The organism is Tateyamaria armeniaca, assembly GCF_045797845.1.
Lineage (GTDB): Bacteria > Pseudomonadota > Alphaproteobacteria > Rhodobacterales > Rhodobacteraceae > Tateyamaria > Tateyamaria armeniaca.
Genome location: NZ_JBHDIY010000002.1, coordinates 2,341,573 through 2,367,427, shown reverse-complemented (window position 1 = coordinate 2,367,427; position 25,855 = coordinate 2,341,573). Strand labels below are relative to the sequence as shown.

At 61.2% G+C, this 25,855-nt stretch carries 23 protein-coding genes, 1 tRNA gene and 1 pseudogene; 6 read left to right on the top strand and 19 right to left on the bottom strand.

Features of this window, described 5'->3' with window-relative positions:
• Positions 1 to 2: 2 nt before the first annotated feature.
• Positions 3 to 1,210 (bottom strand): annotated as a pseudogene (locus ACERZ8_RS11950) (pyridoxal-phosphate-dependent aminotransferase family protein).
• Between the two features lie 155 nt (positions 1,211 to 1,365).
• Here ACERZ8_RS11950 and ACERZ8_RS11945 point away from each other — a divergent pair.
• A complete protein-coding gene (locus ACERZ8_RS11945) occupies positions 1,366 to 3,240 on the top strand; it encodes an ABC transporter ATP-binding protein (RefSeq protein WP_407592408.1) in 1,875 nt (624 codons plus the stop codon).
• A 12-nt stretch (positions 3,241 to 3,252) separates the two neighbouring features.
• Here the strand turns inward: ACERZ8_RS11945 and ACERZ8_RS11940 are convergent, their stop codons facing one another.
• Positions 3,253 to 3,921 (bottom strand): TIGR04283 family arsenosugar biosynthesis glycosyltransferase, encoded by a 669-nt coding sequence (locus tag ACERZ8_RS11940; protein ID WP_407592407.1) that lies wholly within the window; start codon positions 3,919 to 3,921, stop codon positions 3,253 to 3,255.
• Positions 3,922 to 3,988: 67 nt separating this feature from the next.
• Between ACERZ8_RS11940 and ygfZ the strand changes: the two genes are divergently transcribed.
• Positions 3,989 to 4,735, top strand: coding sequence for a CAF17-like 4Fe-4S cluster assembly/insertion protein YgfZ (ygfZ, locus tag ACERZ8_RS11935; protein WP_407592406.1), 747 nt, complete (start codon positions 3,989 to 3,991; stop codon positions 4,733 to 4,735).
• A gap of 20 nt (positions 4,736 to 4,755) precedes the next feature.
• Here ygfZ and efp read toward each other — a convergent pair whose 3' ends face one another.
• The gene (gene efp, locus ACERZ8_RS11930; protein ID WP_407592405.1) at positions 4,756 to 5,319 is read right to left on the bottom strand and encodes an elongation factor P; all 564 of its coding nucleotides are present in this window, start codon (positions 5,317 to 5,319) and stop codon (positions 4,756 to 4,758) included.
• A gap of 221 nt (positions 5,320 to 5,540) precedes the next feature.
• Here efp and ACERZ8_RS11925 point away from each other — a divergent pair, with 221 nt between their 5' ends.
• Positions 5,541 to 5,861, top strand: a complete 321-nt coding sequence (locus ACERZ8_RS11925; RefSeq protein ID WP_407592404.1) for a DUF6280 family protein — start codon at positions 5,541 to 5,543, stop codon at positions 5,859 to 5,861.
• A 72-nt stretch (positions 5,862 to 5,933) separates the two neighbouring features.
• Here the strand turns inward: ACERZ8_RS11925 and ACERZ8_RS11920 are convergent, their stop codons facing one another.
• From ACERZ8_RS11920 to ACERZ8_RS11905, 4 genes are all read right to left on the bottom strand, one after another.
• Positions 5,934 to 6,512, bottom strand: coding sequence for a cobalamin biosynthesis protein CobQ (locus tag ACERZ8_RS11920; protein WP_407592403.1), 579 nt, complete (start codon positions 6,510 to 6,512; stop codon positions 5,934 to 5,936).
• Between the two features lie 46 nt (positions 6,513 to 6,558).
• Positions 6,559 to 7,770: a hypothetical protein gene (locus ACERZ8_RS11915; protein ID WP_407592402.1), complete on the bottom strand. Its 1,212-nt coding sequence runs from the start codon at positions 7,768 to 7,770 to the stop codon at positions 6,559 to 6,561.
• Positions 7,771 to 7,856: 86 nt separating this feature from the next.
• Positions 7,857 to 9,284 (bottom strand): TolC family outer membrane protein, encoded by a 1,428-nt coding sequence (locus ACERZ8_RS11910; protein ID WP_407592401.1) that lies wholly within the window; start codon positions 9,282 to 9,284, stop codon positions 7,857 to 7,859.
• A gap of 49 nt (positions 9,285 to 9,333) precedes the next feature.
• On the bottom strand, positions 9,334 to 9,987 hold the full coding sequence (locus ACERZ8_RS11905) for a protein-L-isoaspartate O-methyltransferase family protein (protein WP_407592400.1): 654 nt from the start codon (positions 9,985 to 9,987) through the stop codon (positions 9,334 to 9,336).
• Positions 9,988 to 10,141: 154 nt separating this feature from the next.
• On the opposite strand from ACERZ8_RS11905, the gene ACERZ8_RS11900 reads away from it, so the two are divergent.
• Positions 10,142 to 10,215: transfer RNA gene (locus ACERZ8_RS11900), tRNA-Cys, on the top strand.
• A gap of 71 nt (positions 10,216 to 10,286) precedes the next feature.
• Here the strand turns inward: ACERZ8_RS11900 and ACERZ8_RS11895 are convergent.
• A complete protein-coding gene (locus tag ACERZ8_RS11895) occupies positions 10,287 to 11,162 on the bottom strand; it encodes a formylglycine-generating enzyme family protein (protein WP_407592399.1) in 876 nt (291 codons plus the stop codon).
• Between the two features lie 252 nt (positions 11,163 to 11,414).
• Here ACERZ8_RS11895 and ltnD point away from each other — a divergent pair, with 252 nt between their 5' ends.
• Positions 11,415 to 12,320 carry an L-threonate dehydrogenase gene (gene ltnD / locus ACERZ8_RS11890; RefSeq protein WP_407592398.1) on the top strand — a complete coding sequence of 302 codons (906 nt, stop codon included), beginning with the start codon at positions 11,415 to 11,417 and terminating at the stop codon, positions 12,318 to 12,320.
• Entirely contained in the window at positions 12,317 to 13,066 is a 750-nt protein-coding gene (locus ACERZ8_RS11885) for a hydroxypyruvate isomerase family protein (protein WP_407592397.1), read from the top strand. The genes ltnD and ACERZ8_RS11885 overlap by 4 nt, the downstream gene beginning before the upstream one ends.
• On the opposite strand, the gene arsJ is transcribed toward ACERZ8_RS11885, so the two are convergent.
• The 11 genes from arsJ to ACERZ8_RS11830 form a co-directional block, all read right to left on the bottom strand.
• The gene (gene arsJ / locus ACERZ8_RS11880) at positions 13,032 to 14,294 is read right to left on the bottom strand and encodes an organoarsenical effux MFS transporter ArsJ (RefSeq protein ID WP_407592396.1); all 1,263 of its coding nucleotides are present in this window, start codon (positions 14,292 to 14,294) and stop codon (positions 13,032 to 13,034) included. The genes ACERZ8_RS11885 and arsJ overlap by 35 nt on opposite strands.
• The gene (locus ACERZ8_RS11875) at positions 14,291 to 15,283 is read right to left on the bottom strand and encodes an ArsJ-associated glyceraldehyde-3-phosphate dehydrogenase (RefSeq protein ID WP_407592395.1); all 993 of its coding nucleotides are present in this window, start codon (positions 15,281 to 15,283) and stop codon (positions 14,291 to 14,293) included. The genes arsJ and ACERZ8_RS11875 overlap by 4 nt, the downstream gene beginning before the upstream one ends.
• 57 nt (positions 15,284 to 15,340) lie before the next feature.
• On the bottom strand, positions 15,341 to 17,272 hold the full coding sequence (locus ACERZ8_RS11870) for a beta-galactosidase (protein ID WP_407592394.1): 1,932 nt from the start codon (positions 17,270 to 17,272) through the stop codon (positions 15,341 to 15,343).
• Entirely contained in the window at positions 17,269 to 18,105 is an 837-nt protein-coding gene (locus ACERZ8_RS11865; protein WP_407592393.1) for an SMP-30/gluconolactonase/LRE family protein, read from the bottom strand. The genes ACERZ8_RS11870 and ACERZ8_RS11865 overlap by 4 nt, the downstream gene beginning before the upstream one ends.
• Complete coding sequence (locus ACERZ8_RS11860) at positions 18,102 to 18,704, bottom strand: 2-dehydro-3-deoxy-6-phosphogalactonate aldolase (protein WP_407592392.1); 603 nt, start codon at positions 18,702 to 18,704, stop codon at positions 18,102 to 18,104. The genes ACERZ8_RS11865 and ACERZ8_RS11860 overlap by 4 nt, the downstream gene beginning before the upstream one ends.
• The gene (locus ACERZ8_RS11855; RefSeq protein ID WP_407592391.1) at positions 18,701 to 19,585 is read right to left on the bottom strand and encodes a 2-dehydro-3-deoxygalactonokinase; all 885 of its coding nucleotides are present in this window, start codon (positions 19,583 to 19,585) and stop codon (positions 18,701 to 18,703) included. The genes ACERZ8_RS11860 and ACERZ8_RS11855 overlap by 4 nt, the downstream gene beginning before the upstream one ends.
• Positions 19,585 to 20,355 (bottom strand): SDR family NAD(P)-dependent oxidoreductase, encoded by a 771-nt coding sequence (locus tag ACERZ8_RS11850; RefSeq protein WP_407592390.1) that lies wholly within the window; start codon positions 20,353 to 20,355, stop codon positions 19,585 to 19,587. The genes ACERZ8_RS11855 and ACERZ8_RS11850 overlap by 1 nt, the downstream gene beginning before the upstream one ends.
• Positions 20,356 to 20,378: 23 nt before the next feature.
• Positions 20,379 to 22,463 (bottom strand): alpha-galactosidase, encoded by a 2,085-nt coding sequence (locus ACERZ8_RS11845; RefSeq protein WP_407592389.1) that lies wholly within the window; start codon positions 22,461 to 22,463, stop codon positions 20,379 to 20,381.
• Positions 22,460 to 23,308: a carbohydrate ABC transporter permease gene (locus tag ACERZ8_RS11840; protein WP_407592388.1), complete on the bottom strand. Its 849-nt coding sequence runs from the start codon at positions 23,306 to 23,308 to the stop codon at positions 22,460 to 22,462. The genes ACERZ8_RS11845 and ACERZ8_RS11840 overlap by 4 nt, the downstream gene beginning before the upstream one ends.
• Positions 23,308 to 24,303, bottom strand: coding sequence for a carbohydrate ABC transporter permease (locus tag ACERZ8_RS11835; RefSeq protein WP_407592387.1), 996 nt, complete (start codon positions 24,301 to 24,303; stop codon positions 23,308 to 23,310). The genes ACERZ8_RS11840 and ACERZ8_RS11835 overlap by 1 nt, the downstream gene beginning before the upstream one ends.
• 157 nt (positions 24,304 to 24,460) lie before the next feature.
• A complete protein-coding gene (locus tag ACERZ8_RS11830; protein ID WP_407592386.1) occupies positions 24,461 to 25,693 on the bottom strand; it encodes an ABC transporter substrate-binding protein in 1,233 nt (410 codons plus the stop codon).
• Between the last annotated feature and the right edge of the window lie 162 nt (positions 25,694 to 25,855).

Here is a 25,855-nt window from a genome sequence, read left to right as displayed (position 1 = left end):
AGTTACCCGGCGGCAATCACAGTGGCCGCGGCATCGAGGCCCCCGGCCCGTGCGGAATGTCGAGTGCTGATAGACCTGTCTCAATCCCGCCCAGCAGCCCCATGATCATGTGCCCGTTCACATGCCCCATATGGCCCAGACGGAAAAACCCGTGCCATGCCGGATCGCCCGGGGCGGCCATGCCAAGGCCAATGCCAAGGGTCAGTCCGAGGTTGTGTTCAACCCAGTCCCGCAAGGCCGTGCCGTTGGGAGCACCAATGCGCAATGCGGTGACAGCACAACTGCGATGCTGCGCGTCCGTCACGTTCAACTCCAGCGGCCCCTCTTGCGCCCATGCCTCACACGCAGCCCAGATCGCACGCGCCAGCAGGCTGTGGCGCGTCCAGACGGCCTCGACCCCTTCGCCGTGCAGCATATCCAGTGCAGTGCGCAGACCATAAAGGTGATGCGTCGGGGCCGTGCCGTTCCAGTACATAAAGAACTCTTCGGGATTTGCGCGCGGCTCCCAGTCCCAATAGCGGCTGACCCGGGGCATCGCGGCGCGCGCGGCCTGCGCCTTGGCGTTGAAAAACACGAAACACATGCCAGGGGGCACCATCAGACCCTTTTGGCATCCTGCAACCATGACATCGACGCCCCAGGCGTCCATTTCGAACACATCGCAGGCCAGCGAGGCGATACAATCCGCCATCAACAGCGCGGGGTGGCCTTCGCTGTCGAGCACGGCGCGCAAGGCGGCGATGTCATTGCGGATCGACGTCGAGGTGTCGACATGAACGGCCAGCACGGCCTTGATCCTGTGGCCTTTATCAGCGCGCAAGGCGTCGGCGATGCGGTCCATATCCATGGGCGCGCGTTTGCCGAAATCGATGGTTTCGACCTCCGCCCCGAGGCCCGTCGCCATTTCCCCCCAACCGATGCCAAAACGACCCGTTGCGGGCACCAGAACCGTGTCACCCGGCTGGATCGTGTTGGCCAAGGCCGCCTCCCACGCGGCGTGGCCATTGCCGATATACATCGCCACGTCCCCTTGGGTGCGCGCGACCCGTTTGAGGTCGGGCACGATGCTTGCCGCGATGTCGACGACTTCACCCGCATAAATATTGGGCGCGGCGCGATGCATGGCACGCAGCACGGCGTCCGGCATCACCGAAGGACCGGGAATGGCAAGGTAGTCGCGGCCAAAACTGGCGATGGGGGAATTGGGCATGGAAGTCTCCGGCAAGATGCGCTGGCGCGGACCCTAGCGTGCCGCCACGCGGCGTCAATCGCCCTCTCTGCTTGCCCCGGACTGGCGCGCAAGTTACACGTCGTCCTTGAGATAAATCATCGGAGCGCGGCGCTACGGCCGTTCGTACCCAACGCGTGACCACTCCCAACTCTCCTGACGTGCCAAGCACCGCCTCCGGGCCTTTGCTGAGGTGGCTTTGGTCGGCCTATCTGAAAAAGCACACCGGAACGATGGCGATTGCCGTCTTTTTCATGCTGCTTGAGGGGTCGATGCTGGGGGCGCTCAGCTACATGATGCAGCCGATGTTTGATGATGTGTTCGTGGCTGGTGACGGCGGGATGCTGGTCTGGGTCGGGATTTTCGTGGTCGGCATATTCCTCGTGCGCGCGACAGCGTCAGTCGCTCAAAAGCTGCTGTTGATACAGGTATCGCTGAAAACCAGTGCCGCCCTGCGCATCGATCTGCTGGACCGCATCATGTTGCAGGACGGGGCGTTTCACCAAGTGCATCCGCCCGGCTACCTGATCCAGCGCGTTCAGGGTGACGTGGGCGCAGTGGGTGATGTCTGGCGCGCCATCATCACAGGGGCCGGCCGCGATTTTCTGGGTCTGCTCGTGCTTTTGGGTGTGGCGATCAGTGTTGATCCGATCTGGGCGCTGCTGGCCTGTATCGGCATTCCGGTTCTTGTCCTGCCTGCGGCCACCGCCCAAAGCTATGTGCGCCGTCAGGCCCGCAAATCGCGCGATCTGGGTGCCAACCTGTCCACCCGGCTGGACGAAGTGTTTCATGGCATTGTGCAGGTCAAACTGAACGCTTTGGAGCGGTATCAGGCCCGCCAATACCGCAGCCTGACCGACCGCTTTGTTACAACTGAGACCAAGACTGCCTTTGGCAGCGCTGCGATCCCCGCGATGATCGACATTATTTCGGGCGTAGGGTTTATGGCTGTCATCCTTTATGGCGGCTCGGAAATCATCTCGGGCGAAAAGACCATCGGCCAGTTCATGACCTTTTTCACGGCCATGGGGTTTGCATTTGATCCGATGCGCCGTCTTGGGGCAATTGCGGGCCTATGGCAAACGGCTGCCGCCTCGATCGAGCGGGTGAAAGAATTGCTGGATGCGCCGATTTCCCTGTCCTCGCCGCCCAATCCGTCCACACCGCCTGTCGGGGTGCCGGAAATCACCCTTGAAAACGTGTCGCTGTCTTACGGGGACACCCGCGTTCTGAAGGACGTGTCGCTGGTGGCAAGTCCCGGCGAGACAACTGCCCTGGTCGGTGCATCGGGCGCGGGCAAATCGTCGATCTTCAATCTGCTGACGCGGTTGATTGATGCACAAGAAGGGACAGTGCGCGTGGGCGGCGTGCCGACAAGCGAGATGGATCTTGATGTCCTGCGCGGCCTTTATTCGGTCGTCACGCAAGAGGCCCTGCTGTTTGACGAATCCTTGCGGGAAAACATCCTGCTTGGGCAAAGCGACATTCCCGAAGAGAAACTGAAGGCCGCGCTTGACGCAGCCCATGTGAGCGATTTCCTACCGCAGTTGCCCAATGGCCTCGACACCCATGTGGGGCCGCGCGGTTCTGCCCTGTCCGGCGGGCAACGCCAGCGCGTTGTCATCGCCCGCGCCCTGTTGCGTGACACGCCGGTCTTGTTGCTGGACGAGGCGACCTCGGCCCTCGATGCGCAATCTGAAAAGGTGGTGCAGGACGCGCTGGATCGGCTGTCTGCGGGTCGCACCACGCTGGTCATTGCCCACCGGCTGTCGACCATTCGCGGCGCGGACAAAATCATCGTGATGGACCGTGGCGAGGTCAAAGACACCGGCACCCATGAAGAGCTGCTGGAACGGGGCGGTATCTATGCTGACCTCTATCGATTGCAATTCAAGGACGGCAAGACCGTGATTGACCGCGCCCATGCCCGTGCGCTTGGCAAGGATGACCTGAGCGATACGTCATCCGGGCACGGATGGCTGGCCCGCATCCGCGCCCGCCTTATCGGCTGACTGGCGGACCCGTCAGCGCCGGTATTCGCGCGCGAGCGTGGCGACATCAACGCCTGCAAAATAGCGCGCCAATGTCCACAGATTCCGCGCGCCACGCCTGATCCACCCCTGACGACGGTATTTGGCACCGCTCGTCACCGCAATCGCATCGAGGGCCACCAGTTGCCCCTTGAGGGCGCGCACGATGGCCACGTCCTCCATCAACGGGATATCTGCATAGCCTTCGACATGGGAATAGAGCGTACGGGGAATCAACAGGCCCTGATCGCCATAAGGCAGGCCCAGCACCCGCGCCCGCAGGTTCGCCCACGCGGCAACAAAGCGCCCGCCCCGATCAAATCGGAGCTGGAAGTAAGCGGCCTTTTGCGTACCCAGATGCGCGCCGACCGCATTGGTCCAGCCCGGGCTGAGAACCGTGTCGGCGTGCACCACAAGAAACCATTGCGCACGCGCCTGTGCACATCCGCGCCGCAACTGCCCCCCGCGCGAGGCAGGCCCGGTGACGATATGCGCGCCCCACGCATCGGCCTGCGCCAGCGTATCATCGCACGACCCTCCGTCGCTGACGATCAGTTCGGCAACCAGACCCGCCTCAACCCCTTCCATCAATGCACCCAGGCATGCGGGCAGACTCTGGCCCGCATTAAGCGTCGGGATAATGACAGACAGTGGTGCAGGCACGCGCGCCCCCTTTTTCCGGTGCTTGAGCCTGTTATATGACAATGATGCCAAGCAAAAGGAACGCGCCATGTCCGCACGCCATATTTTCCGCCTCTCGGGCGCAGATACGCGCAATTTCCTGCAAGGGCTGGTCACCAATGACGTGAACGGGATCGATCAGGGGCTGGTCTATGCCGCCCTGCTCACGCCGCAAGGCAAGTATATGGCCGATTTTTTCCTGAGCGCGGATGGCGATGACGTGCTGCTGGACGCAGAGGCTGATCAGGCCGACATGCTGCGCACACGGTTGGGCATGTACAAGCTGCGCGCGGATGTGACGATTGCGGATGCCGCCTTGTTCGTGCATCGCGGCCTTGGTGACAGGCCCGCCGATGCCATGGATGATCCACGTCACAACGCACTTGGATGGCGCGCCTATCGCGATGGCCCCCAAATGGACGACGATGTGGATTGGACAGCGTTGCGCGTGGCCCACATGATCCCGCAGGCGGGTATGGAGCTGACGCCGGATACGTTCATTCTTGAGGCCGGCTTTGAATCCGTGAACGGCGTCGATTTTCGCAAAGGCTGCTATGTTGGTCAGGAGGTCACAGCGCGGATGAAGCACAAAACCACGCTGCGCAAAGGTCTGGCGCAGGTGGCGGTGACGGGCGATGCGGTGCCCGGCACGCCCATCATGGCCGGGGACAAGGTGGCGGGCACCCTGCTCAGCCGTGCAGGCGACAGCGCCATTGCCTATCTGCGCTTTGACCGGGCCAAAGGACCGATGGAGGCCGACAAGGCCACCGTGACGTGGGACAGCGCCGGAGACTGACCTCGTTTCGCCTTAATCGATCAGGCGCGTTCGGAATAATCCATCGTTTCCGTGTTCACGACGATGTCTTCGTCCTGCCCGACAAAGGGCGGCACCATGACCTTGAGGCCATTGTCCAGTGTCGCGGGTTTGAACGAGTTTGCCGCCGTCTGGCCTTTGACCACCGGCTCTGTCTCGACGATCTTGCACACGACCTTTTGCGGCAGGGTCGCGTTCAACGCTTCGGCCTCGTGGAATTCGACCACGATGGTCATACCGTCCTGAAGGAACGGGCGGCGATCCCCAAGGATTTCCGAGGGCAGTTCGATCTGCTCGTAAGTGTCGGTGTCCATGAACACCAGCATCCCGTCATTTTCATAGAGGAACTGCTGATCTTTCTGTTCCAGGCGCACCCGCTCGACCTTGTCGGCGCTGCGAAAGCGTTCGTTCAGCTTGGAGCCGTTGCGCAGGTTGCGCATCTCGACCTGGGCAAAAGCCCCGCCCTTTCCGGGCTTTACGTGGTCAACCTTGACCGCGGCCCAAAGCCCGCCGTTGTGCTCAAGCACGTTACCGGGGCGAATTTCGTTTCCGTTGATTTTAGGCATGTGGCGAAACCATGGCAAAAGGTTGATGAAATGTTGATGCACCCTATATCTCGGGTGTGGGTGCCCTGCAAGGCAACCAGATACGGTGCTGCATCTGCAGCAAGCCATGCACGAAACGCAAGGGTGCCATGCAAATACAGGGTATCCGAATCGACTGAGATAGGCCATAACGGGCGTCACGCCGCAAAACACAAGAGCAAGAATAAAAGAAAGGACGACGAATGAAAGATTTCGTTGACGGCACAGCCTTTAACAACGAACAAGGCAACCGTGCACGTAAACTGTTTGCAGCCGTGGTGTTGGCAGCGCTTGATGACGCCATCGCGGATGACAAGAAATATGGCAATGGCCCCGAGCAGATTGCCCGCTGGGCACGTTCGCGTGACGGACGCGAAGTGTTGAGCTGCGCCGGTATCGACCCCAACGAGCGGGTTGTGAACGGCTTGATGGATTTCGTGGGCAAAGGTGTCCGCACCTCGGTCGCGCTGAGCCGTGAAGAATCCGAGCGTCGCAACGCCGCACAACAGGCCGAAGCTGCCTGACCCAAACTGCTTTCGCTGCTAAGGAAAACGCGCCCCTCTGCCGGGCGTGTTTTCTTTTTGGGGCTGATTTTTCTAGCTGTTCACGAAGAAGAACAGCCATTGGCGCACAATCCACAGCTCGGCCAGAACCAACAGCCCCGTGGTCACAGAGGCCCAGAGCGGGACACTGCGAAACCACAGCCAGACACCGCAAACCAGTGCCAACACCGCCTCCAGCGGGGCGACCCACATGGCCCCGTGCGCGCGGTCCCAATAGCTGACCGGGCTTTCAAACACCCAGGACGACACGGGCCAGAAATGCGGGCGTCCATCATCGTGATGCAGCGGGAAGTCGAGCAACAGGTGCACCATGGCGGCACCCGTCAGCGCAATCGCCCAGGGCACCCGCCGCCACAGCGCCAGACCAAGCAACACCCCCCACAGCAAGAATGAATTGTCGATCGCAAAGACCGTCTGCCATGCATCCGAAAAGTAAAGCTCGTTGAATACGCGGGAGGGCGGTATGGCCAGCACAAACAGCGCAGTGCCCGCCATCAGGTAGAGTGACAAGTCAGGCAAGATCGCGCCAGCAAAAGCGGCAATCAACATCGAAGATCGCGCAGGCCGTCCAAAAATCGCCGCCCCGATCAACAGATGCGCAGGCGTGTTCACAGACGCTGAGGGATGCGCAAACGAAGAGGTTGCCGCGCGTTCGCTGTCATTCCAGATCTTGGGCGGCAAGTGCGCGATGGATTTCGCGGCGCACCAGCTTGCGGACATTCCGCGTGATCCGCTCGCCCAGCGCGCCCTGCAACTCTTCGCGCACGATATCGCTGATCAATTCGCGCAAGGCGTCTTCGTCCAGCACATCATCGTCAGTCGAGAACAGGACAGAAGTTGCACCCGATGCCGCATCCTCGGACGGTTCGGGCGCTGCTTGCGGTTCCGGTGATGCCTCTATTTCCTCGGCGTCAGGTTGGGATTCGCTTGTGTCAGCATCAGCGTCTTGGAAAACGGCGTCCTCTTCTGCCTCAATGACGTCCGCTACAATGTCTTCGGCTGTGCTCTCGTCTTCGTCCTCGTCCACATCCGCGTCTTCCCACTCCATCGCGGGTGGTTCTGTGCCTGCATAGGCGTCAGCACCAAGGTCATCGGGTTCAAACTGGTCGCGCCGTTCGCCCACCAAGGTCTCCAGTGCGGCGACCTTTTCGCTCAGGCTTTTGGGCAACGGTTTGGCCGCTTGCTCTGATGGTGCTTCGTCGTCCGCGTCGTCAGTTTCCGGCGCTGCCGTCACCGCATCCACTTCCCTCGCCCAATCTTCGGGCACGTGGGGGTCTGAAGCGACCTCGCCATCGTCATCAGTATCCGAAGCTGCAACGGCAGATGCAATCAAGGCACTTTCGTCCTCAGCGTCACCGTCTTCGCCATGTTCATCACTGGGCCAGACAGCCTCATCGTCATCGCCAGACACATCGCTGTCCGCGAAATCCTCGTGCGCGTCCGTTTCCGCCGCATTGTCCGCCTCCGATGCCTCTTCGACATCCTGTTCAGGCTCTGTCACAGGCGTGGATGGTTTGGTCAGTTCAGCAGACAGGGCCGCAACCACTGCGCTGGGGTCTGCGGGGGTAAAACCCTGCGCGCGGACGTCAATTCTGGCCTCGTCCTTGGCTTTCTCTTTGGAAAAGGCAGATTCTGCAAATTCGGCAAGTGCGTCCTCGTCCATCGCCTCCACGTCGACCTCTTGCGCCATATCCTCGGCTGCATCCTCGTCGGAGTCGTCCGCGGCATCCGCCTCGGGCACGCGCAGCGACGGTGTCAGCACCAGTCGATCACTCGGCGGCTGCTGCACGGACGAAGCGCCCGGGCGCGTGTTGTCGGACACCAGGCGACGGATAGACGCCAGAACGTCCTCCACGTCAGTGTTGGTCATCGGATCAGACATTTTATTTACCACTCTCAACCTCGATGCGCAGTCTAGCCCGCCCCAAAGAGTCGCACAACACTGTGGTGAAAACCTTAATCAGATGGTTGAAGGGCGCGCAGTACCTTGTCGAGTTGCTGACCCTGCTTGGAGCGCTTGGTCGGACCGGACTTGACCAGATTGTAATATGCCGCCGGATCATAGATCTGCACCGGCAGACCCAGACGCTGCGCCGTCAAAAGCCCCATGGATTCAAGCACTTGATATGCGGCAATATATTGGTCCGCCCGCGCGGAAATCCGGTTGGTTTCCGCATCCAGCAGATCCTGTTCGGCGTCAAGCACGTCCAGCGTGGTCCGTGCTCCCAGCGTCGCCTCTTCACGCACGCCCTGAAAGGCGACGCGTGCTGCCCGTATCTGGCGTTCCGAAGCGGACAGGCTTGCGCGCGCCGCAACAAGGTTGGAAATCGCATCGACGACGTCCTGCTGCACATCGTGGCGCACATTGTGCAGGTTGCCACGCGCGGCATCCCGCACTGCCATGGCGCGACGCTCACGGGCGCTAAGCTCGCCACCGCGATAGATCGGGCCGCTGACGCTGACACCAATGCTGCCGGTTTCCGACCCGTTTCGGTTGCCGAGGTTTTCCTGCAGACCCAAACTGCCATCCAGCGAAACAGTGGGCAATCTGTCTGCCACCGACGCTGTGATCAGCAGTTCATTTGCCGCCACCTGACGCCGCGCCTGTTCCATCTCGGGATGGGTGCGCACGGCGACGGACTGGGCATTGCCAATATCCGTGGTCGTCCGCGGCAAACGTGGCACCGCCGACAAGCGGCCCGGCTGGCGGCCCGTGGCGTTGGCGTATTCCGCCTGCGCCTGGATAAGATCACGTTGGGCCGCGGCCAGATTGCTGCGCGCCTGCGCAACCGCAGCCTCGGCCAGCGCCACATCGGTGCGGGTCACTTCGCCCACTTCGAAACGGTCTTCGGAGGCGCGCAATTCCTGCTGCAACAGGCGCAGGTTGTTCTGCCGCAGGGCCACAAATTCCTGCTGCCGGCCGACGTTGAAAAAGGCCACCGCCGCGCGCAGAAGCACGTTCTGCTCGATACTCAGCAACGAGGCGCGTGTGGCCAGCACAGTTTCCTTGCTGGCCTCGACCCGGGCCGCATCCGCACCCCCGTCAAACAACTGCAGCGTGGCTGACAGTCCAATCGTCGCAGTTGTCGATCCCGCATCGCGCGAGAAACCACCCGTCGCGGCGGAGGTCGAGTTGCCAAACTGGCGTGTGACATCCCCGGACCACGAAATGATCGGGCGCAGGACAGATGCGGCAATCGCCACGTCTTCGTCCGCGGCGCGCAACAGGGCGCGGTTCTGATCCAGCAAACCGCTATGGGTGTAGGCCCCGACCAGCGCATCAGCCAGCGTATCGGCCCACGCCGAAGGTGATCCAAGACCTGAAATCACGGCCAAAACTGCTGCACTTCGTCGCCACATACGGCCCTGCCCTGCCTTACTCATGGTGTCTGTTTTCCCTCTTGCGCGGATTGCCTGATGGTTTGGTCTTTGCTCAGAATTGGAATGCGTTGTGGTGCTCAAATCCGGCCAGAACCGGCGCGCCAGCATTGAAGGAACGGCGCCAATGCATGCGGCCGTCCAGCTTGTAGCCGATGCGCACTTCGCCCAATGCACCGTCCATGAAGAGGCAGGCGATCCGCCCGCCATCTTTCAGCTGGGCAAGGATCGCGTCCGGCAGACGGCCGACGCCCCCTTCGACAACGATCACATCGTAAGGTCCGTGTTCAGCGGCCCCTTCGTGCAGCGGGCCGGTGTGGACGATGACATTGTCCATGCCGGCCGCCATCAGCCCTTCTTCGGCCTCGTGGGCCATGTCGCCGTCTTCTTCTAGGGCGACGACGGCCACGGCCATATGCGCGATCACGGCGGCGGAATAGCCATAAGCGGCACCGATATCGAGCACGAGTTCATCCTGCCCGATGTCCAGCGCGTCAAGAATCTTGGCCAATGTGCGCGGCTCAAGCAGCACGCGCCCGCCACCAAGGCTGAGGTTCTCGCCCATATAGGCGGCCTCGCGTTTGGCAGATGGCACAAAGTCCTCGCGTTTGACCGACAGCATGGCATCGATGATCGGAAATTTGGTCACATCCGACGGGCGCACCTGCGTGTCGACCATCATTGTGCGGCGGGCAGAAAAGTCAGTCATCACTGCTAAACTCGTTCGTTCAGAATCCTGACAACAGATGTGCCACATCCCGCGCCCATGAGCAACGCGCCAGCGCGCCTTGAGACGTCATTCATCACAGCGCACACTTGCGCGCGATTATGAGATGAGCTATCGCAACCCTCGCACCACGGATGGCGAGTTGGCGGAGTGGTTACGCAGCGGATTGCAAATCCGTGTACACCGGTTCGATTCCGGTACTCGCCTCCAAGTGTTTTCAATGCGTTACGGATGCGCGATCACTGCGCGACTGAACCGTTGCGCGTACAATACCCGCTCCGTCAAACCGGATACACCAACCTGAACCCGTGATGCGAGGTTGAGCTGTCTGGCGATGTGCCGCTGCGCGCGGCAATCCTGTAGCGGAAACAATACGATGCGTGGCACAGGAACGAGCCCCCTTTGCTGAGCTTGTACCCCGCCTTGCCCACATGCGCGGCCTGCACGGACTTTTTCAAAGACGCGACCTTGAAGGGCTGCGATGTCCATTCCCACACATTGCCGACCATGTTGAACAGACCATAGCCGTTGGGCGCAAATGAACGCGCAGGTGCAGTGCCTGTGTATCCATCCAGACCAAGGTCGGATTTGGGGAACTGCCCCTGCCAGATGTTGCAGGGGAAATGTCCCACATCGTCGGGGTCTTCATCGCCCCACGGATAGGTCACGTCGCCAAGACCGCCGCGTGCGGCATGCTCCCACTCGATCTCTGTGGGCAAGCGGCCTCCTGCCCACTGCGCAAAGGCGCGCGCGTCGTTCCACGTGATGTGCACAACCGGGTGGTCGGGAAGGCAGGCTGTTTGAGACCCGGGGCCGTGAGGGCAGCGCCAGTACGCACCTTTGATCACGCGCCACCATGGGGCCTCTGCGACAGCCTGACTTGGCGGCGCATCATCCGGCAGAAAGTTCATGAAAACAAAAGAGTCGCCGATCCGCTCTGCCTCGGTCATATAGCCTGTGGCCTCGACAAAGGCTGCAAACCGCGCGTTCGTGACTACTGTGACGTCCATCCGGAAAGGCTTGACCTTTTTGCGCTGCAACGGGCCTTCGCCATCGGCGGACAAGTGGGGTGTATTGGTTCCGACAAGGGCTGTGCCGCCGGGGATATCGACGGTTTCGGCTGTGGCCGTCGCCTGTGCAGATCGTGCGATCGCCATGTGCGCGACACTTTGCGGCGCGGAGGTGCGCGCAGGCTGACAACAGCCCTTTGCCGCAGAGGTCTCTTTGTCCGCTTGTGCCATTAAGTGTGTGTCCGCGCCTGCGCCGTTTGCCGGTTCATGGTGGCCCGCCCAACATAAGAATTGCAAGGCCGCAGAGCCCGCCAAAGAACATCGCCACCACACGCGCCTCTTGCACTTGTTCCTTTGATTGCAGAACACTGTGCAGACGCGCCAGACAGGGAGTCCGCAATGACCACACCACACCGCACTGCCGTCATCGGGCTCGGCTCGATGGGATATGGGATGGCGCAATCCTGTTTGCGCGCGGGCCATGAAACCTTTGGCTACGATGTCTCTTCGGACCAGACGGCGCGCTTTGTTTCCGAAGGCGGCGCGCAAGGCGTCATTGACGAGGTCGCGCCGGACCTTGACGCCGCTGTTGTCGTCGTCCTCAACGCCGAACAGACGGCCACAGTGCTGTTTGGCCCAGGCGGCGTGGTGCCAAAGATGCGCAAAGGGGCCGTTGTCATGGCCTGCGCAACGGTTCCCCCCGCCTTTGCCCGCCAGATGGAGGAGCGGTGCACGGACTTTGGCGTACACTACCTCGATGCGCCGATTTCGGGCGGGTCGGTGAAGGCGGCGCAGGGCGCATTGTCGATCATGGCCTCTGGCACACCGGATGCCTTCACGGCCGCCAGGCCTGTTCTGGATGCAACGGCCACCACCGTGTTCGAGTTGGGCGAACAGGCCGGTCCCGGATCGGCGATGAAGGCGGTCAACCAGTTGCTCGCGGGTGTGCACATCGCCACCATGGCCGAGGCGCTCACCTTTGGCATGACGCAAGGTGTGGATCCGGCCCAGTTCGTCGAGGTGATCAGCAAATGTGCGGGCTCAAGCTGGATGCTTGAGAACCGCGCACCCCACATCGTGGCGGGCGACTACACGCCCCATTCGTCCGTAAACATCTGGCCCAAGGATCTTGGGATCGTGCTGGACGTCGCCAAATCCGCCAATTTTTCCGCACCCATCACCGCTGCCGCGTTGCAGCAGTTCATCGCCGCCGCCGGTATGGGATTGGGGGGCGAAGACGACGCCGCCGTCGTCAAGGTCTATGCCCGCAACGCGCAATTGACCCTGCCCGGAGAAGGGGAATGAAATTCTCTGCCAATCTTGGGTTTCTGTGGGCGGACAGACCCTTGCCCGACGCTGTTCACGCTGCCCACGCCGCCGGGTTCGATGCGGTTGAGTGCCACTGGCCCTATGACACCCCCGCGCAAGAGGTCAAAGCGGCGCTTGATGCCACAGGGCTGCCCATGTTGGGCCTCAACACGCGGCGCGGCGGTGTGGCAGTTGGTGAAAACGGCCTTGCCGCACTGCCGGGGCGGGAAGACGAGGCGCGCGCGGCAATCGAAGAATCCATCGCTTATGCGAGTGTCGTGAATGCAGGTGCGATCCACGTGATGTGCGGCTTTGGCCACGGGGACGCGGCGCACGCAACCTTTGTGAACAACCTGCGCTTTGCATGCGCGGCGACGGACAAGACGATCCTGATCGAACCGCTGAACCGCCATGACGCCCCGGGCTACTTCCTGTCCACCACGGATCAGGCCCGCGCCATCATTGAAAAGGTCGCCGCACCCAATCTCAAGCTGATGTTCGACTGTTACCATGTGGGCCGGAATGAAGGTGACGTGACCACGCGTCTTGGTGCCTTGCGCGACATCATTGGCCATATCCAGTTTGCATCTGTCCCCGACCGGGGCGCGCCGGATCATGGCGAGCTGGATTACGCACACATCTTTGCCGCCCTCGCCGACTGGTCCGCCCCATTGGGGGCGGAGTATAAACCGGGCGGCGACACGGACGCTACGCTGGGCTGGATGGCGCGTTCTCGCGGCTGATCCGCCCGATCGACAGCCAACTGAGGGCAATCATGACGGCGGCGGTGCCCAGACACAGCGGCAGGCCACCGATCTGATATGTCAGGCCCGAAAGAACCGTGCCGATCAAACGCCCCGCGGCATTGGCCATATAGTAAAACCCCACATCCATCGTCACACGGTCTGCGCTGGTAAAGGCGAGGATGAGGTAGGAATGCAGGGATGAGTTAAGCGCGAACAACACGCCAAAGATGAGCAATCCAATGACCACCGCCCCGGTCAGCCACAGGGTCGGCGCACCAGCAAGAAATGCGGCGATGGCAAGCCCGGCAGGAACGAAGAACAGCGTGGCGACCCAGAACCGGGCGGCGGCTGCAAGGTCGGCCTCGGATCGCCCCGCACTGCGCAGGATGGCGGGCGCGCGCGCCTGAACGGCCCCGTACAGGATCACCCAAAGTGCCATGAAGGTGCCGATCATGAAAAAGGCAGCGCGCTGGCCCTCTGGTGTGCCGTCGCTGAGCACCGAATAGAAATAGATCGGGATTCCGACCACAAACCACACATCCCGCGCCCCAAACAGGAAGACACGGGCGAGGCTCAGCCAGTTGATGCGCGTATTTTTCGAAATGACCTCTATGAACTTTGCGCCCTTGCGCCCGACCGGCAGGCCCGGCGGCATGCGCATGACCACGACCAACAGGATCACACCCAGCATCACGGCCATACCCAGAACGGATGGTACAAAACCAAAGAGTGCCAGCGCCCCTGCCCCAAGCAGAAAGCCAAAGCCTTTCACCGCGTTCTTGGATCCCGTCAGCAGCGCGACCCAGCGAAACAGCCCGTCGCCCTCGGGCGCGAGCAGTTTGACCGCCGACTTGGAGGACATCTTGGCCAGGTCCTTGGCCACGCCCGACAGGCCCTGCACGCACATCACGAACACAACTGACGCGGCCACGCTCCATGCCGGATCAAGCTGCGCCAGCGCAATCAGCGCCACCACCTGCAGGCCCAGGCCCGCGTAAAGTGTCGAAGTCAGCCCGAACCGCGCCGCAATCCATCCCGCCGACAGGTTCGTGATCACGCCCGCGATCTCGTACAGCACAAAGAGATAGGCAAGCTGCACCGGCGAAAAGCCAAGGCTGTTGAAGTGGAGCAAAACCAGCATCCTGAGCGCGCCGTCCGTCAGCATGAAGGCCCAATAGGTCGCCGTGACTGCAATATAGGCGGCAAGACCCTCGGGTTTGCTCACAAACTGTCCCCGACCATCTGCGCCACATCGATCAGGCGGTGGGCATAGCCCCATTCGTTGTCATACCACGCATAGACTTTCACTTGCGTGCCGTTCACCACCATAGTGGAAGGTGCATCCACTATACTGGATCTGGGGTCGTTGGTGTAGTCCGAAGACACCAGTGGTCGGGTTTCATAACCAAGAATCCCATATAACGGACCGCTCGCCGCCGCCTCGAACAACGCGTTGACCTCTTCGGCGGTCGTGGCCCGCTCCACCTCGAACACACAGTCGGTGAGGGAGGCATTGAGCAGCGGGATGCGCACCGCATGCCCGTTCAGCTTGCCCGTGAGTTCGGGATAAATCAGCGTGATCGCGGTGGCTGAACCAGTCGTCGTAGGGATCATGGAGTTGAGCGCCGAACGCGCGCGCCGCCAGTCTTTGGCCGGGCGATCCACGATGGTCTGTGTGTTTGTTACATCGTGTATTGTCGTTATTGATCCGTGTCTTATCCCCAACCCTTCATGTATCACCTTGACCACGGGCGCGAGGCAGTTGGTGGTGCAGGAGGCCGCGGTGACGATGGGTTGCCCGGTATAGGCGGCGTTGTTGACACCATAGACGATGTTGGCCGTATCACCGTCCTTGACCGGTGCCGATACGATCACCTTCTTGACCCCCGTCGCGAAATATGGGGCGAGCGCGGCCTCGCTCTTGAACACGCCTGTGCAGTCGATGACCACATCAACACCGTCCAGCGGCAAGTCCTCGATGCGGCGGACCCCAAGAGCCGGGATGCGTGTGTCGTTGATCGTGATACTGTCCGCATCTGCGCTGAAGCGAGCAGGCCAGCGCCCATGCACTGTGTCGAATTCCAGCAGGTGCGCGTGCATCGCCGGATCGCCCACCGCATCGTTGACAAAGGCGATGTCGCAGCCGCGTTCCAACAAGGGGCGCAGCGCGATTTTTCCGATCCGGCCAAGGCCGTTTAGAGCATAGGTGGTCATGGGCTGGCTTTCGTGCGGCAGACTTACCGTGCCCTATGGCAGCCGCATATGACAGTTCTATGACATGGCAGGGCGCACGTGGCGCAAGACACCAGCGGGGGGCAATTTTTCACCTTCCACCTCAACATCTTGAGTGGTGTAGTTGAACCAGAACACCTCATTGCCTGTGGCGCGCCGACGGATGCCTTCGGGCATGATTTCGACGTCAAGATCGGGTGCAATGGCCTGGATCAGCCGCATATGCGCCGTGTCATCTCCCCACCCGCTCATGTAGGTCACACCGTCACCGCAGCGCACGGCGACCGGGGCGCGGCCTTCGGTTTGCAGCACAACATCGCCGCCCCCGGTCAGTTCCTCGAAATAGCCGATGACCTGACCGCCGCCCGCAACGTCGATGGGCATATCCGGGCGGATCGACTGCACGCGTGAGACGGCCAGATCGCTGCCGGGCCATGCCGGTGGCAAGGGCGTGGGTATGTTGAAATGCGTATCGCGCGCCGCACTGCGCGGGCCCAGCACAACCGCGCCATGTGCGGCGGCGAGTGCGGTTTTAAGATCATCGGGCATGTGCATCATCCCCGGCACCAGCACCAGCGCATAGCCATCAAAATCGCGGGTGTCCGGGGGCAGGATGTCAATCGACAGGCCCAGCTTGCGACAGGCACGATACCAGTCAAAGACCAGCCCGAAATAGCTGAGGGAGGCGCCATGCGGCTGCACCGCCCACATCGCATCGGCATCATAGTCGAACATGATGGCCACGGGCGCTTGAACGGGCGCGACGTGGGGCGCGTCTGCGAGATCGTTGGTCACTTGTGCGGCCTCTTCAAAGGCTTCGGCCTCGGCACTGTCAGGGCGCAACAGACCCGCATGCATCTGTTCCTGCGCAAACGGAGCCTGTCGCCAGCGGAAGTAGCACACGGCCTCTGCCCCATGCGCAAAGGCCTCCCACGTCCAAAGGCGCACCATGCCCGGCAAGGGTGCGGGATTGTACGGGGCCCAGTTCACCGGCCCCGGTTGCTGTTCCATCACCCACCAGCGCCCGTCCTTGCCGACGGCGCGATAGAGGTCATGGTGAAAGGCCTGAAAATCGGGATCGCCTTGGCGCGCATAGGCGCGTTTGTGTGCGTCAGATGTGCCGGAGCGGTCTTCGAGAAATCCAAGCGGGTAGCTGTCCCAGGACGCGATATCGAGGTCCGCGCCGACCTTGAAGTGATCGAAATCGGTGACTCGACCCATATAATTGTGCGCAATCGGCGCGTCGGAATGGGCGCGGATGATGTCGACCTGCGCGCGGTTGAAGGCGACCACCTGATCGGATGAAAAGCGGCGGAACGCGTGAGCGTGGGCCGGGTTCACTTCGGTCACGGTGAGGTTGGGCAGACCGATCTGATCGAAACTGTCATAGTCCATGGACCAGAACACATTGCCCCATGCCGCGTTCAGCGCGTCGATATCGCCGTCATTGCCCTGTCCCGGGAATTGCTGACGCAGCCAGTCGCGAAAGGCCGCAGCGGCACTTTGGGAATAGCTGAGCACGGTGTCGTGACAGCTGTATTCATTGTCTGTCTGCCACGCGGCCACGTGGCGATTGGACCCATAGCGCGCCGCCATGGCAGTCACGATCTTGCGGCATTCGGCAAGGTATCCGGGGTGAGAAAAACAGTAGTGCCGCCGCGATCCATAGCCGCGCACGCGCCCGTCGGCATCGACCGGCAGCATGTCGGGATGTTTCGCCACGACCCAGGCGGGCGGCGTTGCGGTCGGCGTGCCCAGCACAACTTTGAGGCCCGCCGCACCAAGCGTATCAATGGCGCGGTCCAGCCAGTCAAAGTCATAGCTGCCCTCGACAGGCTCCATCCGCTTCCATGCAAATTCACCGATGCGCACCCATGTGAGGCCAAGGGCGGCCATGCGTGCTGCATCCTCGGCCCATTGCGCTTCGGGCCAGTGTTCGGGGTAGTAGCAAACGCCAAGCGTACGCTTCATAGGATCACCTGATGTTCCTGCTGGCCCTTGATGCCTGCGTCGGTGGAAAAGGTCATGCCGCCCTGCCCCTCATCCACGCCATTGCTGGCCGAGGTGACGAACAAGGTGCCAAGATCTGCGCCGCCAAAGGCCGGGCACGTGGTTTGACTGGCGGGTACGGACAGGCTGCGTTTGAAATTGCCCTCAGGGTCATAGCAGGCGATGCGGCCTGCTCCCCATTGCGCGTTCCAGAGGTTGCCGTCAGCATCCACAACAGCCCCGTCCGGGTTCAGGTTGTCGGCGCGCAGATCGACAAACACTTCTGGGTCGCCCTTGGGCCAGCCATCTTTGTCCAGCGCAACCTTTTGAATGCGCTGCGAAAACGTGTCCGCAAAATACGCCGTGCCGCCATCGGGCGCAAAGCAGATGGCATTGGAAATCGTGATCCGGTCAAAAAGCTGGCGCACCTCTCCGCGGTAATAGCGATATATCGCCCCGGCACGGGCCTCGGACTTCAGCCCCATCGTGCCGATCCAGAATCCGCCCTTAGGATCGGCCCGCCCATCATTGGAACGGGTGGTGGGATTGTCAGCCTCAAGCGGGGCAATGAGGTCGCGTTTGCCGTTTGAAATGTCAAAGCGCCAAAGTCCCGAGGCCGAGGCCATCAGCAAGGCGACGTCATCCACCCATCCTGCGGCGGACACATGTTCGTCAAAACCCCAGCTTTGGCGCGCATCGCCTTTGATATGCAGCGTTTTGCCCAGAATATCGAACCAGAACAGGCATTTGCGGGTTGGATGCCACAGCGGCCCTTCGCCCAAGGCGCAGGTGTGGTCGTCAAAGACGTCCATCATGCACCCGCGTCGTAGGCCGCAACCATATCCGCCGCGCGTGATGCGACATCCGCCACGGACATGCCCGGTTTGTAAAGCGCCGAACCGATGCCGAACCCGGTGACGCCAGCGGCGAACCATTCCGCAAAGTTCGCGGGGCCGACACCGCCCACCGCATAGGTCTTGGTGCCTTTGGGCAGCACAGCACCGATGGCTTTCAGTCCCTCGACCCCCAGCAGGGAGGCTGGAAACAGTTTCAGCCCATCCGCACCCGCCTGAAGGGCGGCAAAGCATTCGGTGGGGGTCATGACGCCCGGATACGACAGCATCCCAGCCTGTTTTGTGGCCACGATGATCGTCGCGTTGGCGTCCGGAGACACAACCATATGCGCCCCCATCTTGTGCAGCTTTTCCACATCGCGCACATCCAGCACAGTGCCCGCCCCGATCATTGCGTCGTTCCCGTGGGCCAGCAGCATTTTCGAAATGCTCTCAAAGGGTTGCGGAGAGTTCAGCGGCACTTCGATCCGGGTGATCCCGGCATCGACCAGCGCATCGGCGACCGGCCCGGCCTCATCGGGCGTGATTCCGCGCAGAATGGCGATGATTTCCCGGCTCATGCGGCTTCTCCGTAAATCTGGGTCCAGGCGGCGGTCAGTCCGGCCAATGTCATGTCTTCGACGCCCGCGCTGTGACAGGGAACGGATTGCACGGCCAGCGCGTCGGCATAGGCGCGGCTGAGCGATTCCGCCCCGATCAGAGCGACCTGCTGGCCCAGCCAATATGGGCGCATCGCGGCCAGCTCTGCCCCGATCAAAAGGCCGGACAGGCGCGCGCGGGCCGCATCGGGGTTGAGGCCCGCCAGCAACCCCTCGGCGCGCAGGCTGAACAGGGATGCCGCGAGCGCTTCGGGTTTTGAAATGGCCTGATCGACTCCGGCATCGAAACTGGCTGCATCCCAGCCGGTGCCCATCGAATGACGCAGGACCGACTGCGTCGACAGCAGCGAAAACATCTCGCCCGTCATCGCGGTGCGGAAACTCACGATCTCTCCGGCGCTGATATGGACCCATTTGGTGTGGGTGCCGGGCAGGCAGATCACGCCGTCAAACCCGGGATGGGTGGCAAGGTACCCTGCGATCTGTGTCTCTTCACCCCGCATGACATCTGCGGGCCGGGGCTGTTTGACGCCGGGCAGAATGCGCACGTCCAGACCCGGCACCTGTACGGCCTGTGCGGCGCCCGGCGGCGGGCATGGCGCCGTGGCGTAAGGGGCCTCGGCCCAGCCCTGGCGCGATCCGACCATGCCGCAGGCCAGCACGGGCGCAGGCAACGCATCACCAACCAGCGCGCGCAGTGCCGGTTCAAATCCATCGCGATCCAGCGTGCCCATGCCCGCATCGGACTGGCGGCGTTCAATCACGGCCCCGGAGCGATCCATCAGCCACGCGCGCAAATGCGACGTGCCCCAGTCCACAGCAATCCACGCCACGTCAGCCATTACCCGGTCACCACCACGCCACCATCCACAACAACCGCCTGTCCCGTCATCATCCGGCTCGCCTCTGAGGCCATGAACAGCACGGCACCGACGATATCGCGCGGTTCCAGATGCTCTTTCAGACATTGTCGATCCATATGTGCGGCCAAGCCTTCGGGCGTCGCCCATTTGTCCAACTGTTTTTGCGTCAGGACCCATCCCGGCGCCAGCGCGTTCACCCTGATCTTGTCGGGGCCAAACTCGCGCGCAAGGCTGCGGGTCATCCCGTTGATCGCGGAATTCGCGCCGGTATAAAGCGGATAGCCCGCATTCCCCATCATGTAGCTGATCGAGGAAAAGTTGATGATCGACCCGCCCCCTGCGGCCTGCATGCCCGGAATGACGGCCTGACTGGCAAAGAAATAGGCCTTGAGGTTGATGGCGATCATCCAGTCGAAAAAGTCGCTGTCCACCTCTGCCGTGCTGTGGCGTTTGTCGTTGGCTGCGTTGTTGACGAGGCAGGTCACAGACCCATGCGCGTCGCTAGCCTGCGCAATGCAGGCCTTGAGGGCGGCGTCATCGGTGATGTCGCAGGGCATGAACAGCGGCCGGCTGCCGTATTTGCCCTCCATCTCGTCACAAAACGCTGTCGCATCAGAGCGTTGGACAAAGGCGACCCCGGCCCCCTGCTCAAGGAATCCTTCGGTCAGGGACGCGCCGATCCCCGACCCACCCCCGGTGATGAACACGGATGCGCCTGCAAGGTCGTGGAATGTGACTGTCTCTTTCATCTCGCAACTTTCTTTCGTGCAGGTCAGGCCAGGTCGCCCTTGATGACCCACATCCGTTCGGGAAAACTCCACGGCAATGTCAGGCCATGATACATAAGGTAGGCACCGCTCACCACCAGCGGACCGGATTTGAGCGCATTTGCCCCGCGCGACAACCGGTCCACATCGGCACGGTTGATCAATTCGATGCGGTATTTGGCATCCGGGGTCAGGCGCGTCAGGCGCAACGGGCGCGGTGCGATCTGGTCAGAGGTTGCCGCCTTGCCTGCGAACACGACAAACTGCGCGCCGCCCTCTTCGAGGTGCTGTTCTGCAATCACGGCGGGGTCCGCACTGTCGAGCCGCAGGATATCCGCGCCATACATCCAGTCGCGGTTCGCCTTCCACCAATCGGTGACGTCGCTCAGGACTTGCGTTTCGTCCTCGGTCAGCTCGCGCGGGTCCATTTCAAAGCCCATGTGGCGTTGTGCAGCCACCCACGCCCGAAACCGGATGTCGAGTGTGCGCCCGGAAGTGTGGCACGTGCGCGGGCCCACGTGGCTGCCAGTGACGGCCATGGGCAAAAAGATCGAGGCGTTGTGCTGGATGCGCAAACGCTCCACCGCGTCGTTGGAATCGCTCAGCCAGACACGCTGGGTGCGCTCCATGATGCCAAAGTCGATACGCCCGCCCTCGCTGGCGCAGCTTTCAATCTCCACGTGCGGAAATTCGCGGCGCAAGCGATCAAGCAGCGTGTATGACCCGCGGGTCTGCGCCGCATCGGGCATGGGCAGCACGCGGTTGTGGTCCCACTTGATGTAGTCGATGTCGTGGCGAGACAGGATGTCGCCGATCCGCGAAAACAGGAAGGATTGCACCGCTGGCAGGGCCATGTTCAGCGCCATCTGCTGACGGCCCATGATCTGGTCCTCGCCCCCCAAGGCCCAGTCGGGATGGGCGCGGAAAATGTCCGAGTTCGGGTTGATCATCTCGGGTTCAAACCAGATGCCGAAAGTCATCCCAAGCGATTTGACGTGATCGATCAGCGGGGTCAGCCCGTCAGGATATTTGCGCGGATCAACTTCCCAATCGGACAGCGCCTGGGTGTCGTCATCACGGCTGCCGAACCAGCCATCGTCCAGCACGAACCGCTCTGCCCCCAGCGCGGCGGCCCGTTCAGCGATGTCTTTCAGCTCATCCAGATTGTGATTGAAGTACACCGCCTCCCAACAGTTGTAATGGACCGGGCGCGGCGCTTTTGGGCGGGGAAAAGTGACAATACGGTCGCGCAGATGGCGCTGGAATGCGACGGCACAGCCGTTCAGACCATCATCCGAAAACACGGCATAGAGCTTGCCGGTGGCAAAGTGCTTTTGCGCCTGCCCTTCCATCCGGGCCGCGTGCCCGAACTGGATCTGGCGGCGTCCATCGGGCAGCTCTTCGGCGACCATGCGGTGCCCGCCTGACCATCCGTAATGGAAGGCATAGGCGTGCCCGTTGGCGTTTGACGCCCCACGCACTGGCACGATCAGCCCCGGAAAATGTTCGTGTCCGGTGCGGCCCGTGCGATTTTCGCGGTACCGGATGCCGGGCGACCACGACGTACGGTTCATCTGGAATTCTCCGCACCAGCGGCCCGCGAAATCGATCATCTCGTCGCTGAGTTGCGGCGCTGGAAACACCGGCGCGCTGAGCCAGTGCAGGTGCATGGGCTCGTCGGCTTCAACCTCGGCGCTGGCCTCAATGATGTGAGTGGTGGGATCGATGGCAAAGCGGGCGCGATAGGTCAGAACCCGGGTCTGATCCATATAAGTCAGGATCAATACGTTCTCACCCACATCCGCGCGCTCAAGACACAGCTTGGGCAAAAACGGTGTGCCGTCCCCGTTCCGGATGATCAGCCCCGGCTGCCCCGGAAACGAACGGGTCGCTTCGGGACAGATGCTGAGTTCGGGGTTCACATCCAGCATACCGCCGGTCACATCGAGGGTGTAGGCCTCGTATAGTGTGGTCAGATCTTCGCTCTGCGGCAGCGACGGTCCCCAATAGACGACCTCCGCCAGCCGGCCCCGATCAGAGCCGAGCACAAGAGTCTGACGCCCGTCATCCAGACGCCAGCATGCATTCACTTCACGGCTCCCATCGTGAGGCCGGAGATAAAGTGCTTTTGCATCAGGAAGAAGCACGCAACCGGTGGGATCGCCGCCAGCAGCGAGGCCGCGGACACAAGATGCCAGTTGTTCACAAACTGCCCGTTGAGCGCACGCACCCCGGCCGTGATCGGCTTGGCCGATTCCCCTTGGGTCAGCACGTTGGCCCAGAAGAAGTCGTTCCACACGAAGGTAAAGATCAGCACCGCCAGTGCTGCAATCGCGGGCCGCACAAGGGGCAGGATCACGTACCAGAAAATCTTCCACTCCGCGATCCCCTCGATCCGGGCGGATTCGATCAGATCGAAAGGCAACGCCTTGATAAAGTTACGCATAAACAAGGTGCAGAACCCGGTCTGGAAGGCGGCGTGGAACAGGAACTGCCCTGCAATGGTGTCATAAAGGCCGGTCTGCACGCTCATGTCGCGCACCGGCACCATGAGGATCTGGAACGGGATAAAGTTGCCCGCCACGAACACAAAGAACAGCGGCAGCGCGACGCGGAACTTGTAGATCGCCAGCGCATAGCCTGCGAGGCAGGCCAGAGCGACGGAGATCATAACCGTGGGGATCGTGATCAGCACGGAGTTCCACATGTACTGCGCCGCTGCCGACTGCGTGAACACAGCCGAATAGTTGTCGATCAGCGCAAATTCAGATGGCCAACCGAACACGTTGCCGGAGTTGATGTCAGCCGCCGACCGGATCGAGGTCAGGAAAATGGCAAGCAAAGGCAGCAACCACAGGATCAGAGCCACAGGCAGGAATGCCTGATAACCATAGCGGACAGCGGCGGTGGATTTTTCAACAGGACGCGGAAACATCAGCGCAACCCCTTTTCGTCTTGGTACATCTGCCACAGGAAATAGCTGATGAAGATCAACATGATACCGAACAGAACGGTGGCGACGGACGATCCATAGCCATAACGTTCGCCGTATTCGGAGATGGCGACTTCGTACATGTAATGGGACAGTACGTTTGTCGAGCCGAAGGGCCCGCCCTGGGTCATGATCGCGATCATATCGAAAGATCGCAGCGCCCCGATGACTGTCACCACGATGGCGATGAACGTCGCTGGTTTCAGTTGCGGCACAACGACGTACCACAGCATTTTCCAGCCTTTTGCCCCGTCAAGGCGCGCCGCCTCGATCTGATCAGCCGAGACGTTGTTGAGACCGGTGAGGTACAGGATCATGCAATAGGCGATCTGCGGCCACAGACCGGCGGCGATGATCCCATAGGTCGCCCATTCCGGGCTGCTGAGGATGTCGGGCGCGGGGCGCGAGCAGCTGAAGGTCACGTTGCCGACGATGTTCACCGTCTCTTCACAGAACAGCGCCTTCCAGACCGTGCCCACGACCCCGAAGTCCGGGTTGTAGAACCAGCCAAAGATCAGGCCGACAACGACCTGAGAGATCACGAAGGGAAAGAAGAACATCGACTTGTAAAATCGCATGCCCGTTACGGTTTGGTTCAGGAACAGCGCGATTAACAGGCCGAGCGGTACGGCCAGCATGTAAAGGATCAACCAGGCCAGGTTGTTGCGCAGCGACGTCCAGAAGTTCGGATCGTCCCACAGTTTGACGTAGTTCTGAAAGCCCACCCATGTGGCCGTGCTTTCGCCGTCTGCGGTGTAAAGGCCGTTCCATTCATAAAGGCTAAGCCAGAGGCTCTGGAAAATCGGGATGACGACGTAGATCGCGAAAAAGATCAGCGCAGGGATCAGGAATATCCACGGCGCGACTGCCAGCTTGTTGCGTCGCAACCAACTGGGTCGGTCGGGTGCATTGGTGTCGGGGACTACGGCGTGGGTCATGACGGACTCCTGATATGATATCGGGTCTGAACTGGGGCGTCGGGTCGCGCATACTGGCGATGGACCAACCCTTTGAAAACGCTAAAACCTAGCACTTACAACGTGTTGATGGGCAAAACATGTGGGGCGGGCATTGCGGCCCGCCCCGATCATTGGCTTAGTTGTAGACTTCTTCCTGAACCGCATCCAAGCGTTCGAGGATGGCGTCCACCTTGGAGGGGTCCAGCATGAATTCCTGGAACCCTTCCATGCCCGCCTTGGCCATTTCAGCAGGTGCGTCGCGGTCATAGAACTGCGCCAGACCGGCGGCACCGTTCAACAGGGCAAACCCTTCCTGAATGAACTTGTCATCGGAAATGTCCGCCTTGGAGTTGATGGGCAGCTGGCCGATGGTCTTGTTCCATTCGGTCTGCACATCGGGGCGCGCAACGAAGGCCAGGAATTTCTTGGCATCTTCGACGTTGGTGGCGTTGGTGGGGATAAAGAACGCGTCGGCAGGCGCTTCTTCTGCCGGTGGGATCGATGCATCGATGGTCGGGAACGGCATAAAGTCGATCTGATCTTCAGTCAGACCCGCGTTCTTGTACCCATCGACCGAGAAGTTGCCCATCACGTACATGGCCGCATCACCGTTGGCGAAAGGCGCAATCGCGTCCTGCCAGCTCATCGACGCGTGGTTGTCGACAAAGCCGCATTCGTTGATCAGCGTTTCCCAGTTGGCGAATGTCGCCCGGATGCGGGGATCGGTGTACTTGATTTCACCAGCCGTCAGCGCGTTGTGCACGTCATAGCCGTTGGTGCGCAGGTTCAGGTAGTCGAACACGCCGGCCGCCGTCCACAGGAACTTGGTCCCGATGGTGAAGGGCGTCACACCGTTCTCTTTCATCTTGCCACAGGCCGCGAGCAGCTCGTCCCAAGTCTGGGGCTCTTCCAGCTCCAGCAGGTCAAAGATGTCTTTACGGTAATAGATGCCCCACTGGTAGTAGCTGTAAGGCACACCCCAGATTTTGCCATCGCGGCTCATCGTGGGTTTGATCGCGGCCAGATCTTCGTTAAAGCCGTTTTCTTCCCACACATCATCGACAGGCTGGAACAGGCCGGCGTCCACGAAAGGCGCCATGCGGTTGCCGGGATACCAGCTTGTCACGTCGGGCGCTTCGGCGGTCAGAAAGTTCCGAATCGCCGTTTTGTGTGCTTCGCGGTCGTTGATGTTGACGATCACGTTGATGTCGGGGTTTTCCTCCTGGAATTTCGCGACAGCGTCGTCAAAGCCTTTCTTCGGGCCTGGGTTGAGGTCATCAAAGTTGATGACGAGATCGCGCGCAAACGCACCACCTGCCATAGCCGACAGCGCAATTGCCGCCACGGCGGTTTTCAAATTCAGGAACATGGTTTCCTCCCTTAGTTCCGTTTCTCCCGTTCCTGACCATGCTTCAATGGCCCGGAAACGGAAAGTCAGATTTCTTTTGACTTACAGTCTCGTCTCGTAGAAGTTCCACATAGTGAAACCGAAGTCCAACTATTGGAACTATGCGGCGACATGTTCGACAGG

Excerpts from the sequence above, each read along its gene's own strand:
- ygfZ (WP_407592406.1), top strand. The coding sequence starts at position 3,989 with ATGTCCGCACGCCATATTTTCCGCCTCTCGGGCGCAGATACGCGCAAT.
- efp (WP_407592405.1), bottom strand. The coding sequence starts at position 5,319 with ATGCCTAAAATCAACGGAAACGAAATTCGCCCCGGTAACGTGCTTGAG.
- ACERZ8_RS11925 (WP_407592404.1), top strand. The coding sequence starts at position 5,541 with ATGAAAGATTTCGTTGACGGCACAGCCTTTAACAACGAACAAGGCAAC.
- ACERZ8_RS11915 (WP_407592402.1), bottom strand. The coding sequence starts at position 7,770 with ATGACCAACACTGACGTGGAGGACGTTCTGGCGTCTATCCGTCGCCTG.
- ACERZ8_RS11910 (WP_407592401.1), bottom strand. The coding sequence starts at position 9,284 with ATGAGTAAGGCAGGGCAGGGCCGTATGTGGCGACGAAGTGCAGCAGTT.
- ACERZ8_RS11905 (WP_407592400.1), bottom strand. The coding sequence starts at position 9,987 with ATGACTGACTTTTCTGCCCGCCGCACAATGATGGTCGACACGCAGGTG.
- ACERZ8_RS11895 (WP_407592399.1), bottom strand. The coding sequence starts at position 11,162 with ATGGCGATCGCACGATCTGCACAGGCGACGGCCACAGCCGAAACCGTC.
- ltnD (WP_407592398.1), top strand. The coding sequence starts at position 11,415 with ATGACCACACCACACCGCACTGCCGTCATCGGGCTCGGCTCGATGGGA.
- ACERZ8_RS11885 (WP_407592397.1), top strand. The coding sequence starts at position 12,317 with ATGAAATTCTCTGCCAATCTTGGGTTTCTGTGGGCGGACAGACCCTTG.
- ACERZ8_RS11875 (WP_407592395.1), bottom strand. The coding sequence starts at position 15,283 with ATGACCACCTATGCTCTAAACGGCCTTGGCCGGATCGGAAAAATCGCG.
- ACERZ8_RS11870 (WP_407592394.1), bottom strand. The coding sequence starts at position 17,272 with ATGAAGCGTACGCTTGGCGTTTGCTACTACCCCGAACACTGGCCCGAA.
- ACERZ8_RS11865 (WP_407592393.1), bottom strand. The coding sequence starts at position 18,105 with ATGATGGACGTCTTTGACGACCACACCTGCGCCTTGGGCGAAGGGCCG.
- ACERZ8_RS11860 (WP_407592392.1), bottom strand. The coding sequence starts at position 18,704 with ATGAGCCGGGAAATCATCGCCATTCTGCGCGGAATCACGCCCGATGAG.
- ACERZ8_RS11855 (WP_407592391.1), bottom strand. The coding sequence starts at position 19,585 with ATGGCTGACGTGGCGTGGATTGCTGTGGACTGGGGCACGTCGCATTTG.
- ACERZ8_RS11850 (WP_407592390.1), bottom strand. The coding sequence starts at position 20,355 with ATGAAAGAGACAGTCACATTCCACGACCTTGCAGGCGCATCCGTGTTC.
- ACERZ8_RS11840 (WP_407592388.1), bottom strand. The coding sequence starts at position 23,308 with ATGTTTCCGCGTCCTGTTGAAAAATCCACCGCCGCTGTCCGCTATGGT.
- ACERZ8_RS11835 (WP_407592387.1), bottom strand. The coding sequence starts at position 24,303 with ATGACCCACGCCGTAGTCCCCGACACCAATGCACCCGACCGACCCAGT.
- ACERZ8_RS11830 (WP_407592386.1), bottom strand. The coding sequence starts at position 25,693 with ATGTTCCTGAATTTGAAAACCGCCGTGGCGGCAATTGCGCTGTCGGCT.